19 protein-coding genes are annotated in these 14,984 nt (G+C 35.8%); 16 read left to right on the top strand and 3 right to left on the bottom strand.

The window, feature by feature from the left end; all coding sequences use genetic code 11:
* Positions 1-23 precede the first annotated feature (23 nt).
* Genes hisH through hisIE form a run of 4 tightly spaced genes read left to right on the top strand, consistent with a single transcriptional unit; the run spans position 24 to position 2,830 of the window.
* Positions 24-644 carry an imidazole glycerol phosphate synthase subunit HisH gene (gene hisH / locus ACIEHO_RS12170; protein WP_406972068.1) on the top strand — a complete coding sequence of 207 codons (621 nt, stop codon included), beginning with the start codon at positions 24-26 and terminating at the stop codon, positions 642-644.
* Between the two features lie 60 nt (positions 645-704).
* Positions 705-1,439: a 1-(5-phosphoribosyl)-5-[(5-phosphoribosylamino)methylideneamino]imidazole-4-carboxamide isomerase gene (gene hisA / locus ACIEHO_RS12165; RefSeq protein WP_406972066.1), complete on the top strand. Its 735-nt coding sequence runs from the start codon at positions 705-707 to the stop codon at positions 1,437-1,439.
* Positions 1,439-2,194, top strand: a complete 756-nt coding sequence (hisF, locus tag ACIEHO_RS12160; RefSeq protein ID WP_406972064.1) for an imidazole glycerol phosphate synthase subunit HisF — start codon at positions 1,439-1,441, stop codon at positions 2,192-2,194. The genes hisA and hisF overlap by 1 nt, the downstream gene beginning before the upstream one ends.
* Before the next feature lie 42 nt (positions 2,195-2,236).
* Positions 2,237-2,830 carry a bifunctional phosphoribosyl-AMP cyclohydrolase/phosphoribosyl-ATP diphosphatase HisIE gene (hisIE, locus tag ACIEHO_RS12155; RefSeq protein ID WP_406972062.1) on the top strand — a complete coding sequence of 198 codons (594 nt, stop codon included), beginning with the start codon at positions 2,237-2,239 and terminating at the stop codon, positions 2,828-2,830.
* A gap of 48 nt (positions 2,831-2,878) precedes the next feature.
* Here the strand turns inward: hisIE and ACIEHO_RS12150 are convergent, their stop codons facing one another.
* Positions 2,879-3,298 (bottom strand): hypothetical protein, encoded by a 420-nt coding sequence (locus ACIEHO_RS12150; protein ID WP_406972060.1) that lies wholly within the window; start codon positions 3,296-3,298, stop codon positions 2,879-2,881.
* Between the two features lie 96 nt (positions 3,299-3,394).
* Between ACIEHO_RS12150 and ACIEHO_RS12145 the strand changes: the two genes are divergently transcribed.
* The 5 genes from ACIEHO_RS12145 to ACIEHO_RS12125 all read left to right on the top strand — a co-directional run bounded on the left by ACIEHO_RS12145 (position 3,395) and on the right by ACIEHO_RS12125 (position 7,242).
* A complete protein-coding gene (locus ACIEHO_RS12145; protein ID WP_406972058.1) occupies positions 3,395-4,171 on the top strand; it encodes a tRNA pseudouridine synthase A in 777 nt (258 codons plus the stop codon).
* Positions 4,172-4,342: 171 nt separating this feature from the next.
* Positions 4,343-4,849 (top strand): Dps family protein, encoded by a 507-nt coding sequence (locus tag ACIEHO_RS12140; protein ID WP_406972056.1) that lies wholly within the window; start codon positions 4,343-4,345, stop codon positions 4,847-4,849.
* Between the two features lie 52 nt (positions 4,850-4,901).
* The gene (locus tag ACIEHO_RS12135; protein WP_406972054.1) at positions 4,902-5,804 is read left to right on the top strand and encodes a mechanosensitive ion channel family protein; all 903 of its coding nucleotides are present in this window, start codon (positions 4,902-4,904) and stop codon (positions 5,802-5,804) included.
* A 103-nt stretch (positions 5,805-5,907) separates the two neighbouring features.
* Positions 5,908-6,465 (top strand): hypothetical protein, encoded by a 558-nt coding sequence (locus ACIEHO_RS12130; protein ID WP_406972052.1) that lies wholly within the window; start codon positions 5,908-5,910, stop codon positions 6,463-6,465.
* A gap of 90 nt (positions 6,466-6,555) precedes the next feature.
* Complete coding sequence (locus ACIEHO_RS12125; RefSeq protein ID WP_406972050.1) at positions 6,556-7,242, top strand: DUF2461 domain-containing protein; 687 nt, start codon at positions 6,556-6,558, stop codon at positions 7,240-7,242.
* On the opposite strand, the gene ACIEHO_RS12120 is transcribed toward ACIEHO_RS12125, so the two are convergent.
* On the bottom strand, positions 7,239-7,655 hold the full coding sequence (locus tag ACIEHO_RS12120) for a glyoxalase (RefSeq protein ID WP_406972048.1): 417 nt from the start codon (positions 7,653-7,655) through the stop codon (positions 7,239-7,241). The genes ACIEHO_RS12125 and ACIEHO_RS12120 overlap by 4 nt on opposite strands.
* A 176-nt stretch (positions 7,656-7,831) precedes the next feature.
* Here ACIEHO_RS12120 and ACIEHO_RS12115 point away from each other — a divergent pair, with 176 nt between their 5' ends.
* The 7 genes from ACIEHO_RS12115 (at position 7,832) to ACIEHO_RS12085 (ending at position 14,537) form a co-directional block, all read left to right on the top strand.
* Positions 7,832-8,719 carry a DUF72 domain-containing protein gene (locus ACIEHO_RS12115; RefSeq protein ID WP_406972046.1) on the top strand — a complete coding sequence of 296 codons (888 nt, stop codon included), beginning with the start codon at positions 7,832-7,834 and terminating at the stop codon, positions 8,717-8,719.
* 19 nt (positions 8,720-8,738) lie between these two features.
* On the top strand, positions 8,739-9,125 hold the full coding sequence (locus tag ACIEHO_RS12110) for an acyl-CoA thioesterase (protein ID WP_406972044.1): 387 nt from the start codon (positions 8,739-8,741) through the stop codon (positions 9,123-9,125).
* Between the two features lie 228 nt (positions 9,126-9,353).
* Positions 9,354-10,760, top strand: coding sequence for a 3-isopropylmalate dehydratase large subunit (gene leuC / locus ACIEHO_RS12105; protein ID WP_406972042.1), 1,407 nt, complete (start codon positions 9,354-9,356; stop codon positions 10,758-10,760).
* Between the two features lie 95 nt (positions 10,761-10,855).
* Positions 10,856-11,455: a 3-isopropylmalate dehydratase small subunit gene (gene leuD / locus ACIEHO_RS12100; RefSeq protein WP_406972040.1), complete on the top strand. Its 600-nt coding sequence runs from the start codon at positions 10,856-10,858 to the stop codon at positions 11,453-11,455.
* A 32-nt stretch (positions 11,456-11,487) separates the two neighbouring features.
* Entirely contained in the window at positions 11,488-13,005 is a 1,518-nt protein-coding gene (locus ACIEHO_RS12095; RefSeq protein ID WP_406972038.1) for an alpha-isopropylmalate synthase regulatory domain-containing protein, read from the top strand.
* A gap of 19 nt (positions 13,006-13,024) precedes the next feature.
* Complete coding sequence (gene leuB / locus ACIEHO_RS12090) at positions 13,025-14,083, top strand: 3-isopropylmalate dehydrogenase (protein ID WP_406972036.1); 1,059 nt, start codon at positions 13,025-13,027, stop codon at positions 14,081-14,083.
* A gap of 136 nt (positions 14,084-14,219) precedes the next feature.
* The gene (locus tag ACIEHO_RS12085; protein WP_406972034.1) at positions 14,220-14,537 is read left to right on the top strand and encodes a T9SS type A sorting domain-containing protein; all 318 of its coding nucleotides are present in this window, start codon (positions 14,220-14,222) and stop codon (positions 14,535-14,537) included.
* 12 nt (positions 14,538-14,549) lie between these two features.
* On the opposite strand, the gene ACIEHO_RS12080 is transcribed toward ACIEHO_RS12085, so the two are convergent.
* A complete protein-coding gene (locus tag ACIEHO_RS12080; protein WP_406972032.1) occupies positions 14,550-14,978 on the bottom strand; it encodes a DUF4268 domain-containing protein in 429 nt (142 codons plus the stop codon).
* Positions 14,979-14,984 lie beyond the last annotated feature (6 nt).

Here is a 14,984-nt window from a genome sequence, read left to right as displayed (position 1 = left end):
AAATAATGACCAAAAATACACATATGAGTGAGAATCCTTCCCCTTCAGGGAAGTTAGAAGAGGCTTCAGTTGTTATAATAAATTACGGTGCTGGAAACATTAAAAGCATTCAATTCGCGTTCAAACGTTTGGGTGTTGACGCAGTATTGTCTAATAATCCTGAAGAAATTAAGGGGGCCGATAAAGTTGTTTTTCCAGGAGTGGGCGAGGCCAGTTCGGCAATGAATATGCTTAAAGAAAGTGGTTTGAATAAATTAATACCAACCCTAAAACAGCCCGTTTTAGGTATTTGTCTAGGTATGCAATTGCTTTGTAGATATACGGAAGAGGGCAATACTATAGGGCTTGGTGTTTTTGATACCGATGTAAAACGCTTTTCAAACGAAGTAAAAGTACCGCAGATGGGCTGGAATGTTATAAAAGACTTGAAATCTGATTTGTTCAATGGCATTAAAGAAAGTGAATATATGTATCTAGTACACAGTTATTATGCTGAACATTGTGACCAAACCATAGCTAAAACAGATTATGGAATCAACTATGCTTCAGCTTTGCAACACGACAACTTTTATGGCGTGCAATTTCACCCAGAAAAGAGTAGTGCCGCAGGAGCGAAAATTTTACAGAATTTTTTAAACTTATAACCGGTATTTTGTAGTTAGTATATAGCTAATTTCAAACAACCAAGAGCAAAAAGCCAAAAAATGAGAATTATACCAGCAATAGATATTATTGACGGCAAGTGTGTTCGATTAACGAAAGGAGATTATGACACCAAAAAAGTATATAACGAGAACCCTCTGGAAGTTGCCAAAATGTTTGAAGACTCGGGTATCCAGTATTTGCATTTGGTAGATTTAGATGGTGCCAAAGCACAGCATATTGTCAATTACAAGGTGTTGGAGCAAATTGCTTCAAAAACTAAGCTAAAAATTGATTTTGGTGGCGGATTAAAATCTAATGAAGACTTACATATAGCTTTTAATTCAGGAGCACGTCAAATTACAGGGGGAAGTATTGCCGTAAAAGACCCAAAAACATTTGATGGTTGGATAAAAAAATACGGAAGTGAAAAAATTATTCTTGGTGCCGACAGTAACAATGGAAAAATTGCCATAAGTGGTTGGCAAGAAGAAAGTAACAAAGATCTTATTCCGTTTATAAAAGGTTACCAAAAGCAAAGTGTTCAATATGTAATCTGTACCGATATTTCTAAGGATGGTATGTTAGAAGGACCATCTGTCGATTTGTACAAACAAATTATTTCAGAATGTAGCAATAGTAGTAGTAAGCAATCCATTAAGCTCATAGCTTCAGGGGGCATTTCAACCATTGAAGAGCTGCCCGTTTTAAAAGAAATTGGTTGTGAGGGCGTTATTATTGGAAAAGCCATTTATGAAAATAGAATAAGTTTACAGCAATTAGAAAAATTTGTATAATGCTCACAAAACGAATTATACCCTGTTTAGATATTAAAAATGGTCGCACTGTAAAGGGCGTTAACTTCGTCGATTTACGCGATGCGGGAGACCCCGTTGAGCTGGCCAAACAATATGCTGATTATGGTGCAGACGAGTTGGTTTTTTTAGATATTTCGGCAACTTTAGAAGGTAGAGCAACGGTGTTGGATATGGTATTACACGTGGCCGAGCAAGTTAATATTCCGTTTACCGTTGGCGGCGGTATCTCAAGTGTAGAGCATGTAGATGCATTGTTGCAATGCGGAGCCGATAAAGTTTCGGTTAATTCTTCTGCAGTAAAAAGGCCAGAATTGGTAAACGAATTGGCCGATAAATTTGGAAGTCAGTGTGTCGTAGTGGCCATTGATGCTAAAGAAGTAGATGGTGAATGGAAAGTGCATTTGGCAGGCGGAAGTATCCCAACCGAAATTGATTTGTTTGAATGGGCGAAAGAAGTTGAACAGCGTGGCGCAGGTGAAATTTTATTCACCTCTATGAACCATGACGGCACAAAAAACGGGTTTGCCAATGAAGCTTTGGCCAAGTTGTCAGAAGAATTAAATATTCCTATTATTGCCTCTGGAGGTGCCGGTAATGTTCAGCATTTTGTTGATACCTTTAAAAAAGGAAAATCTGATGCGGCTTTAGCGGCTAGTGTTTTTCACTTTGGTGAAATTCCCATTCCTGAATTAAAAAAAGAACTTAAAAAACATAATATCGAAGTAAGACTTTGATGGTCACGTTGAATTCATTTCAGCATATCACAAACAGAATTTATGGAAATTAAATACGACGCAAACGGACTGGTGCCAGCTATTATTCAAGATGCTACAACAAAAAATGTTTTGATGTTGGGCTATATGAACGAGGAAGCTTATCAAAAGACGCAAGAAACTAAGAAAGTTACTTTTTACAGTAGAAGTAAAAAACGTCTATGGACAAAAGGCGAGGAGAGTGGAAATTTCTTAGAGCTTGTAGATGTAAAAAACGATTGTGACAACGATACGCTTTTGGTCAGGGTTCATCCAGTTGGACCAACTTGCCACAAAGGCACCGATAATTGTTGGGGAGAAGAGAACCAATCAACTTTTGGTTTTTTCTCAACTCTCGAGGATGTGATTTCAGAGCGTGTTGCAAATAAGGACACTAACAAATCATACGTTGCTAGTTTGTTTTCAAAAGGCATTAATAAAGTTGCCCAAAAAGTAGGTGAAGAAGCGGTTGAGACCGTTATTGAGGCCATGGACAATAACGACGAATTATTTTTATACGAGTCGGCCGATTTATTATTTCACTATTTAATGCTTTTACAGGCCAAAGGCTTCACTTTAAAAGATATTGAAAAAGAACTAAAGGGTAGACATAAATAATAAAAGCATTGGGAATTTTCCAATGCTTTTACTATTATCAATCTATATTTAAGAAATCCATCCTTTGGATATAGATTTCTTCGAAAACCATACCAAAAATATAGCGAATACGATAATGCTAATGGTCATTCCTGTATTTTCGGCGTGCCCTTGAATTAAAATATATCCCATCTGAACAATAACCGCTATAAGCGATAAAACCAAAAGCGAGTAAGCCCACTTTTTTCTTAGCAACAGCCCTAAACTTCCAATGGTACCGGCAAAAACGGCGATTGCAAATGCAGCGGTTAGCCACGCAGGAAAATTAGACATGGTTTCAATTTGTTCAGGGGTCAGAGCAGATTGCCACCTTTCGGTTTTATAGGCTTGCCCAATATATTGGTCAACACCCATAGCATTCCAAAGAAGCGCAATAATGCTCACAATCCAAAACCAAAAAGGAGGCTTTGTGTTTGAATTTGAACTCATAAGTTTTAGTTTTTGTTGGTTAATACAGCAAACAAGTTATGATTTTTTTGTGATATATAATAAATAACTTACTTTTCCGGCCGAATAAAGACTTCAATGAAAAAGTATTTTTATGTCATCGACATCCAGTATTTAGGTTATCGTTTCCATGGTTGGCAAAAACAACCTACTGTTAAAACACTTCATTTAATGGTAGATCGAACCTTGAATTATATTCTCGAAGGTAAGGCTTTTAAAAGTTTAAGTTCAGGAAGAACAGATGCCATGGTGTCTGCAGAACATGCAGCTTTTGAGCTTTTTCTAGAAGAACCTATTGAGGATCAACCATACTTTTTGCAATGGTTTAATTATAATCTCCCCCAAGACATTAGGGCTTTAAGCATAAAAGAAGTCGATAAAAAATTTAACATCATAAACCATTCAAAAACCAAAGAATACCTCTATCTGTTTGCTTTTGGTGAAAAATGCCACCCGTTTTGTGCTCCAATAATGACGACTATTTTAGATGATTTGGATATTGATTTAATGAAGGAAGGTGCTAAATTGTTTGAAGGGGAACACTATTTAAAATCGTATTGCTACAAACCAACGGAAAACGGTATTTACATCCGAACTATTTTAACCTGTGAATTGATTGAAAACACCATTTACCAAGCGAACTATTTCCCTGAGAAATCATATATATTAAGAGTTCGTGGAAAAGGTTTTATGCGTAATCAAATCCGTTTGATGATGGGAACACTTATCGATTTGGGAAAAGGCAAGCTCACATTGGAAGATATAAAAGCTAGCCTGCAATCTGAAAGTAACATTAAAATGAACTACATAGCACCTGCCTCCGGTTTAATTTTAAATAAAATAGACTTCGAGTAGCTGTAAGCTAACTTATATTTTCTCACAAATTATTTTAACAATCACCGTATTCCTTAACAAAAAATTATGTTAAAGAGTTCCTGCAATGGTTAAACACCGTTAAAGGCTTTGACTTTATTATTCTATCTCTTAGTTTAAGAATTGTATTACGAACCTTAAAAAGCAATAATTATGAACTATTTGAATATGAAGGATGAGGATTTGTTAAAGGTAGTGGTAGAGTTGAACATTTTGCTTGCCGATTATCATATATACTACCAAAAGTTAAGAAGTAACCATTGGAATGTCTTGGGTAAAAATTTTTTCGATTTGCATTTGAAATTTGAAGAACTTTACACAGATGCAAGACTTAAAATCGATGAAATAGCTGAGCGCATTTTAACCTTACGATATCACCCCATGAGTAAACTTGAGGATTATTTAAAAGTTTCGTCTATTAACGAGGATGTACCCTTAAAATCTGATGAAGATATGATTATCGAAACTTTGAAAGACCACAAGAAGCTTTTAAGCCAAATGTCTAAAGTTGTAGCTATTGCTAACAGCGTTTCTGATGAAGGCACTGTTGATTTAATTGGAGCTTATATCAGGGAGCTAGAAAAGTACAGTTGGATGCTTAATGCTTGGAGTAAAGACACCACAGCTTCATTAAAAGAAAACGTGGTTGAGATGTCGTAAGCTCAAAAAATCAATTACTAATTAAACGATCACTAATTAAAATTATCAAACAATGGAAAAGACACTAACAGAAGCATTTAATAGTCTTGTTGAAAAACTTGAAGGTTGGTTATCTGCTATCATACAAAATATACCAAATTTAGTCTTGGCTATTTTGGTTATGATTGTAGCGTATTTCGTTGCAAAATATACTAGAAAGCTAGTTTCAAAACTCATTGAAAAAAAGGTGAGTCAAAAATCAATCAGTACTATGATTGCCAAGGTTTCTGCAGTTATTGTAGTCTTAACGGGGTTGTTTTTGGCACTAGGGATAATGAATTTAAGCAAAATGCTTACTTCGTTATTGGCTGGTGCTGGTGTAGCTGGTTTGGCTGTTGGTTTGGCGCTTCAAGGTACATTGTCCAATACTTTCGCCGGTATTGTATTATCGTTTAGAAAGAAAATACAAATAGGTAATTGGGTTGAAACCAACGGCTATTCCGGTGAAGTGATGGATATTAATTTAAAAGATTTCACCTTGAAAGAGGCTGATAATAATCTTGTTGTTATTCCTAACAAAATGATTTTGGCAAACCCTTTGAAAAATTATTCATTAACAACTCGAATGCGAGTTTTTTTAGAATGCGGAGTTGGTTATGAATCCGATTTAGAAAAAGTAAAAGACTTAACCAAACAAACTATTGCTGATTCATTTGAACAAGTTGAGTCTCCAAAGGATGTCGAATTTTACTATACAGAATTTGGTGACAGTTCAATTAATTTTTTATGCCGGTTTTGGATTGATGCTGAAAGCATGCTTGAAAAATTAAAGGCAAAAACTACGGCAATCATTGAAATCAAAAAAGCATTTGATAAAGAAGGTGTTAATATTCCGTTTCCAATTCGGACATTGGAATTTAATAATAAGCTGACTTTTGACGAAAAAATATTAAACCAGCAATTTGTAGATAATTAAAGGTATGCGTTTTATCAAATGAATTAATGCTTTAGTCACTCCTTAATTGATTATGAAAAACTACAGTAAATTACTTTTGTTTAACCATAAAAAATCAAAAAAGATGAAAAACTTAGTATATCTTCTTGCCATGTTTGTTTTTACTGCGGCATGGTCACAGGAAAAGCCAAAAGAAGTAAAACAGGAAACAGAGGTTGAAACAGTAAAATATAACGACGGTAGTTCAACCACCGAAAAAAAAGTAAAGGTGGTAAAACGAGAATCGGCCGATGTTAAGTTGAATGATAAACACCAAAATAAAGTCAATCAAGACAGGGTGAAAGCGACTAAAAAAGTCGAAAAAATTGTTATGATAGACAACGACGGTGATTCAGGTTATGAAATATTAACCAAAGAAACCAGTTTTGTAAACGATAATTCTGAATATAAATTCATACCGAACAATAATAAAGGTTTCGATATTGTTTTTGACAGTAAAAACAAGAAGGCTGTTAAAGTTGGAAAAGCCTGGACTGCCAAAGTTAATGGAGGCTATATTATTAGTGGTAAAATGCAAAATGGCTTTGGTTATTTTGATCAGGAAGGAAATTTTATCATAGAATATTATGATGAAGACTCTAATGCAGTTGAAACCAAAATTTATAAAAAAGGAAAGATGTAATTAAAATTATAAATAGATTGCACGCTTAAAAGTCTCGGCTTAGCCGAGACTTTTTGTATTTTAGTTTATTAAATATATAATTTCAAATTAATGAGCAGCGTTGTACCAAAAACAGTATTTACATTTTTAAAAAAATTAGAAGAAAACAACAATCGCGACTGGTTCAATGAAAACAAGGCTGAGTTCAAGGATTTAGAAAAAGAGGTTAAGTCATTTTATAGCACTGTTTTTGAAAACCTAAACAAACACGATGATGTAGATAAATTGAAAATTTTTAGAATTTATCGAGATGTGCGTTTTTCAAAAAACAAAATTCCATATAAAACTCATTTCGGAGGGTCTTTCCATAGAACAAAACCTAAGCTGAGAGGCGGTTATTACCTTCATGTTCAGCCTAATAATGAAAGTTTTTTGGCCACTGGCTTCTGGCAACCCGAATCTTCAGATTTACTTCGAATTAGAAAAGAGTTTGAAATGGATGACACCGAAATACGCGACATTTTATCCAATAAAAACTTCAATGTCATATGGGGTGACACATTTGAAGGTGATGAAGTGAAGACAGCGCCAAAAGGATTTAGCAAAGAACACGACGCTATTGATTTAATAAAAAAGAAACAATACATCTTTACAAAAAAATTCACTGATAAAGAGGTTTTGGATTCTAATTTTTTAAACGAAGTAGATGCTGCTTTTAGAGCCGTTCGTCCATTTTTTAACTATATGAGCGACGTGCTTACCACGGATCTTAATGGAGTGTCACTAATTCAGGACTAAACAGCTTCTAAATATTCTGGCCTTTCAAACAATTGAATTTGACTTAAAAGGCGTTCTTTTACCAGATTCATCATGCGCTTATTCAAAGCCGAAGAATTCTGAATATAGATAAGGTATTCATCAACGGTAAATTGGCCAATAACCATGCCTTTCATAGAATTACGCAATTTCATGTCCTTTTGAATGGCATTTTCAATATAAAGCTGACGCTTTTCCAATGACATATCATAAAAAACTGATTTGTGCTTGGTGATGTAGTTTCTAAAGACCTCAATAAATAAGTCATTTTGAAATTTAATCACAGGGCGCAACACCAAATTCTGAAAACGTTCATCTTTACTCATGTTATCGTTAATGGTGGTGCTTAAAACTTCTGGACGAATACTTTTGATTTGGAATTTTCTAGTGTTCATTTGGAAAGATTTTCAATAAAAATAAATATTATAAAAGCCTATTTAGGCATTGCTATTTATTATTATCAACGAGGTTATTAACATTTCAATTTTTTCTACCTTTGATTGTAGAGAAAAAAAGCATGCTTTCTTAATCACAGTTTAATGATGACTATGGAAAAAACAGGAAACCATATATGAAGTTTGGAAGTGTAAACAATCCGCAGGATATCGATTTTTCTTTACCCAAAGACCACCCTGATACAAAAGGTGTATTGAATAAAGTGAAGGACGATAATGTGCCTGAGATTTATGTGGGTTGTGCTAAATGGAATAAGGCAGACCTAAAAGGGTTTTATCCCAGAGGCACAAAAGACGAGTTGGGTTATTATTCTTCTCAGTTCAATTCCATAGAACTGAATGCGACCTTTTATAGAATTTTTCCAGCGGAACAATTTGAAAAATGGAACGACAAAACGCCGAAAGGCTTTAAGTTTTTTCCAAAATTGAATCGGGAAATAAGCCATTGGAAACGTTTAATAGATACGCAAGCAGTTGTTGGAAATTATCTGAATAACGCCGCTAATCTAAAAGAAAAATTGGGCACGGTTTTTTTGCAAATGCACAATAATTTTGCTCCAAAAGATTTTGATAGGGTGGTGGGCTTTATTGAATCTTGGCCAACAGAAATTCCGTTGGCCGTTGAGTTTAGGCATACCGATTGGTATAATGACGATAAGGTTTCCGAAGAATTATACCAACTTTTAGAAAGCAATAACATTTCAAATATCATTGTAGATACGGCTGGGCGTCGGGATTTAATGCATATGCGACTCACTAACCCAACGGCATTCGTGCGTTATGTTGGTGCAAATCACCCTTCTGATTACAGCAGATTGGACGATTGGATTGAGCGATTAAAAATTTGGAAAGAACAAGGTGTTAAAGAAGTAGATTTTTTTATCCACCAAAACATTGAAAAGGAATCACCTTTGCTTTCAGCATATTTTATAAAAAAACTGAATAAAGAGTTGGGGTGCAACCTGAAGATACCAAATGAAGATGACCAACAAGAATTATTTTAATTAGAAACATAAATAGAACATGAGATTTCATACCAGAAAATGGGTAAAACCAGAAGATTTAAATGCCAACGGCACATTATTTGGAGGCCGACTACTAGAGTGGATTGACGAAGAAGCGGCTTTATACACCATCATTCAACTTGAAAACCAAAAAGTGGTAACCAAATACATGAGTGAAATAGATTTTAAAGCCTCTGCCAAACAGGGCGATATTGTTGAAATTGGCATTGAAGTGGTGAAATTTGGTAAGGCTTCATTGGTGTTAAGTTCAGAAGTTAGGAATAAAATGACTCATGAAACCATTATAACCATTTCAAATATTGTTATGGTAAATTTAGGGCCAGATGGTAAAGCCAAGCCACATGGAAAAACAGAAGTTGAATACGTGGCCGATAGGTTGAACTAATAACGCCGTGGATTTGCTTTAAGATTTACAACCATATTGCTTTTCTATTAAAAAATTATAGATTATTTCGAAATCCATTAACAATATTATAAAAATAAATAAGTTAGCGGGTTAAATTTTATTATATACGAAAAAAACAAGGGGTTTTTCGTAAATTTGCCAGCATTTTGGCTACTTATGGTTTAGCCAAAATTATTCTTTAAGACTTTAAAATTAAATAAAATATATATGAGTGAGACATTGTTTGACAAAGTGTGGGATTCGCATGTTGTTAGAAAAATAGAAGATGGTCCAGATGTATTTTTCATAGACCGCCATTTTATCCATGAGGTAACCAGTCCTGTAGCCTTTGTTGGATTAAAAAGTCGTGGTATTGGTGTAATGTATCCAGAAAAAACTTTTGCAACTGCAGACCATAACACGCCAACTTGGAACCAGCATTTACCAGTAGCTGACCCTTTATCATCAAATCAACTTGAAGCCTTAGCTAATAATGCTGCTGAATATGGTATTTCCCATTGGGGCTTAGGGCACAGAAATAATGGTATTGTTCATATTGTTGGGCCGGAAAATGGTATTACATTACCTGGTTCAACCATTGTTTGTGGCGATTCGCACACATCAACGCATGGCGCTTTTGGAGCCATTGCTTTTGGTATTGGCACTTCTGAGGTTGAGATGGTATTGTCAACACAATGTATCATGCAGCCAAAGCCTAAAAAGATGCGTATTAACGTAAACGGTAAATTAGGATTTGGAGTAACGCCAAAGGATGTTGCACTTTACATCATTGCGCAACAAACGACTTCTGGAGCTACAGGTTATTTTGTCGAGTATGCTGGTGATGTTTTTGAAGATATGTCTATGGAAGGCCGTATGACGGTTTGCAACCTTTCCATTGAAATGGGGGCCCGTGGTGGAATGATTGCACCAGACGAAAAAACCTTTGAATACATAAAAGGAAGAAAACATACGCCAAAGGGAGCCGATTGGGACAAAGCCATGGAGTATTGGAAAACTTTAAAAACAGATGATGATGCTGTTTTTGATGTAGAATTTAATTATGATGCGGCTGACATCGAACCTATGATTACCTACGGAACCAATCCTGGCATGGGCTTAGGGGTAACCAATTCAATCCCTAAGGCCGAAAATGTAGAGGGTAATGTAAACACCTATAAAAAATCATTGGGCTACATGAAGTTTGATGAGGGTGACAGCATGATTGGCAAACAAGTTGACTATGTGTTTTTGGGGTCTTGTACCAATGGCCGTATAGAAGATTTTAGAGCGTTTTGCTCAATTGTTGAAGGAAGAAAAAAGGCCGATAATATCACCGCTTGGTTAGTGCCTGGATCGCATAAAGTTGTAGACCAAATAAAAGAAGAAGGATTAGATAAAATTATTGAAGAGGCAGGTTTTGTGCTAAGAGAGCCTGGTTGTTCGGCATGTTTAGCCATGAACGACGATAAGGTTCCTGCAGGTAAATTGGCTGTATCAACATCCAACCGTAATTTTGAAGGCCGTCAAGGTCCTGGATCAAGAACATTGCTTGCTTCTCCACTTGTAGCTGCAGCAACGGCCGTTGAAGGTGTGGTAACTGATCCTAGAACACTTATGACAGTAAACAGTTAGAAGAAATCGGTTTTCAAAAAACATCTAACTTTAAAATTAATTAAATAAAAATATGACTGCCAATTGAAAATGGGCAGACTAAATACAAAAACAACATGGCTTACGATAAATTTGAAGTTTTAACCAGTACAGCTTATCCTTTACCAATAGAAAATGTAGATACCGATCAAATCATTCCAGCACGTTTTTTAAAAGCTACAGAGCGTAAAGGGTTTGGTGATAACTTTTTTAGAGATTGGAGATACGATTCTGAAGGTAATCCTATTGCAGACTTTCCTTTAAACGATTCAAAATACGATGGGGCTAAAATATTGATAGGCGGTAAAAACTTTGGTTCAGGTTCTTCTAGAGAGCACGCCGCATGGTCGGTTTATGATTTTGGTTTACGTTGCGTAATTTCATCTGCATTTGCAGATATCTTTAAAAATAACTGTTTAAATATAGGTGTTTTACCAGTACAGGTTTCTCCGGTATTTGCGCAAAAATTATTTGATGCGATTGAGGCCGACCCTAAAACTGAAATTAAAGTAGATTTGCCAAACCAAACGGTGACTCTGCTAGAGACCGGCGAATCAGAATCATTCGAAATCAACGGTTATAAAAAAGGTAACATGCTTAATGGTTTTGATGATATTGATTATTTGCAAAATATGAAGGAAGAAATTGCCGAATTTGGTGAAACAAGACCTTTTTAAATCAAAATAAAAACAAAGCCCATTCATATTTAATGAAGAAGATAGAGATTATGGACACGACACTGCGCGATGGTGAACAAACCTCGGGCGTGTCGTTTTCAGCTTCTGAAAAACTTACCATTGCCAAACTTTTACTTGAAGAATTAAAAGTTGACCGTATTGAAATAGCCTCTGCAAGAGTTTCGGAAGGCGAGTTTCAAGCCGTAAAAGATGTAACCCAATGGGCTTCGGAAAACAGTTATATTGATAAGGTCGAAGTTTTAACTTTCGTTGATAAAGGTGTTTCAATCGATTGGATGATTGAAGCAGGAGCCAAGGTGCAAAACTTACTTACAAAAGGTTCATTAAACCATTTAACCCATCAACTTAAAAAGACTCCAAATCAGCATTTTGCAGAAATAGCAGAAACTGTTTCTTTGGCAACTTCAAAAGGTATTGAAACCAATATCTATTTAGAAGATTGGAGTAACGGTATGCGTAACTCAAAAGAATATGTTTATGAGTTTTTAGAGTTTTTGTCCACTCAACCATTAAAGCGCATTATGCTTCCGGATACTTTGGGCGTTTTAACCCCGAATGAATCTTTCAATTTCGTAAAGGAAATAAAAGATAAATATCCCGATTTACATTTCGATTTTCATGCACATAATGATTATGATTTGGGTGTTGCCAATGCCATAGAGGCCCTAAAAGCTGGAGCTGATGGTTTACATTTAACGGTAAATGGCATGGGTGAACGTGCAGGTAATGCACCAATGGCTAGCACGATTGCGGTGATTAACGATTATTTACCAAGTGTAGGAGTTGGTGTAAATGAAAAGGTGCTATACACGGTTAGCAAATTAGTTGAGAATTTCTCTGGGGTTATGATACCTGCCAATAAACCCATTATTGGAGCCAATGTATTTACGCAAACTGCTGGAATTCATGCCGATGGCGACAATAAAAAGAACCTGTACTTCAGTGACTTAATGCCTGAACGTTTTGGCAGGAAACGCCAATATGCGCTGGGTAAGGCTTCTGGAAAAGCCAATATTCAAAAGAACTTACAAGAAATGGGGCTTCAGCTTAATGATGAAGACCTAAAGAAGGTAACCCAACGCATTATTGAGTTGGGCGATAAAAAACAAGTAGTTACCAAGGAAGATTTACCTTATATCATTTCTGATGTATTGGATTATAATTACGAAGAAAAGGTGAAAGTTAATTCGTATGTATTGACCCATTCTAAAGGATTAAAGCCTTCTACAACCGTTTCAATTACCATTGATGACCAAACGTTTGAGGAAAACTCGCAAGGTGATGGGCAGTTTGATGCGTTTATGAATGCCGTTAGAACTATTTTCAAAAGACAAAAGAAAGGGGTTTTACCAGATTTAATTGACTATGCGGTGCGAATTCCACCAGGAAGCCGGTCAGATGCTCTTTGTGAAACGATTATAACGTGGAAATCACCAGAAAAAGAATTTAAAACTCGAGGGTTGGATTCCGATCAAACGGTTTCAGCTATAAAAGCCACCGAGAAAATGTTAAATATTATTATTAATTAAGACACATAAAAACTAACACATGAAATTTAATATAGCCCTTTTAGCCGGAGACGGTATTGGACCAGAAGTTATTGATCAAGCCGTAAAGGTAAGTGACGCCGTTGCTAAAAAATTCGGACACGAAATTACTTGGAAACCAGCTTTAACTGGAGCTGCGGCCATTGATGCTGTTGGCGAGCCTTATCCAGATGAAACTCACGAGGTTTGTGCAGCAGCCGATGCTGTTTTATTCGGAGCTATTGGTCACCCCAAGTTTGATAACGACCCTTCTGCTCCAGTTAGACCCGAGCAAGGTTTACTAAAAATGCGTAAAAAATTAGGCTTATTTGCCAATGTGCGTCCAACATTTACATTTCCATCGCTTTTAGATAAATCGCCTTTAAAGAAAGAACGTATAGAAGGTACCGATTTGGTCTTTTTACGCGAGTTAACAGGTGGGATTTACTTTGGTGAAAAAGGCAGAAGAGATGAAGGAGAAACCGCTTACGACAACTGTGTATATACACGCGAGGAAGTACAACGTTTGGCGAAAAAAGGTTTCGAATTGGCAATGACACGTTCTAAAAAACTATGTTGTGTTGATAAGGCCAACGTTTTAGAAACGTCTCGTTTATGGCGTGAAACAGTTCAAGCCATGGAAAAAGATTATCCAGAAGTTGAAGTAAGTTACGAATTTGTTGATGCTGTAGCCATGCGTTTGGTACAATGGCCAAACAGCTATGATGTTTTAATTACAGAAAATCTATTTGGAGATATTCTAACCGATGAAGCCTCTGTTATTTCAGGATCTATGGGCTTAATGCCATCGGCATCTATGGGAGCGGATATCGCTTTATTTGAGCCTATACACGGGTCTTACCCACAGGCAACAGGATTAAACATTGCCAACCCTATGGCAACCGTTTTATCGGCAGCCATGATGTTCGAAACAGCTTTCAATTTACCAGAAGAGGGTAAAGCTATTAGAGATGCCGTAAATAAAGCCTTGGCTGAAGGTTTTGTTACAGAAGATTTAGCCGATGGCGGCAAGTCTTATGGAACAAAAGAAGTAGGAGATTGGCTAGCTGCTAACATCTAGACACTTTCAATAAAAAATAACATAAAGCCCTGTAAATATTTTTTCAGGGCTTTTTTTATGCTTTGTTATTTATTAACAATTATTGTGAAAAACAGTTGTTTTTTGTAATTTACTGAAAACCTTAATCTTAAAAATTATGACAACACTTTTACGCTTCGCATTTGTCATCTTATTTCTTGGATTTCAAAGTACTTATTCGCAAAACACATTAGACCTTCAAAAAAATAATCATTTTAAGCTATATCCTAACCCATTAGGAGCATCCAGAACACTTATGGTTTCTGGGCATGAGCTTATACATAACATTAAAATATATTCAATCTTAGGGAAAGAACTTCTCAATAAGAATTTTGAAAACATTAAAGCCGCCGAGTTAAATTTAAAAGCGCTAAACACAGGGGTTTATCTTGTTCAAATAAATAATGAAAGAACATCACGGTTGATGTTAGAATAAGGTCTAAGAGAACTAACCCTCAATAATATCTTTATACTCCTCGAAGAAGGCTTCGAACAAGGTCATTTTTTCATTGAAAAATTCCATAACATCACGCCAAGTGTTTTTGTTGTGAATGGATACTTTTTGCTCTAAGGGCACATAAATCCTAGAAATTTCTTTGGAGTTATCTAAAAAATATTCCTCCTCAAATATAGCTTCTGGCAGGTATTCGTCTTTTAAAATAGATTTCAATGCCAGTAATTTTTCCCAGTACGTAATGCGGTGTTCTAGGTCGTCTTCTAAGTCGAGCGCTACTAAGGCTCTTTTGGTATCAAAATGAAATTTAAAACTGAACCCTTTTAATTTCGTATTGTACAATATCCACTTCCGTGGAAACGATTTCCCAAAACTCGTCCAAAATTCTTGCCTTAATAGTCGAGATTCTTCTTTGCTAAACATTGAAAA

This window comes from Flavisericum labens, assembly GCF_045446075.1.
Taxonomy (GTDB): Bacteria; Bacteroidota; Bacteroidia; order Flavobacteriales; family Flavobacteriaceae; genus Flavisericum; species Flavisericum labens.
The sequence above is the reverse complement of the archived record's forward strand: the minus strand, read 5'-3'. Positions and strand labels throughout refer to the sequence as shown.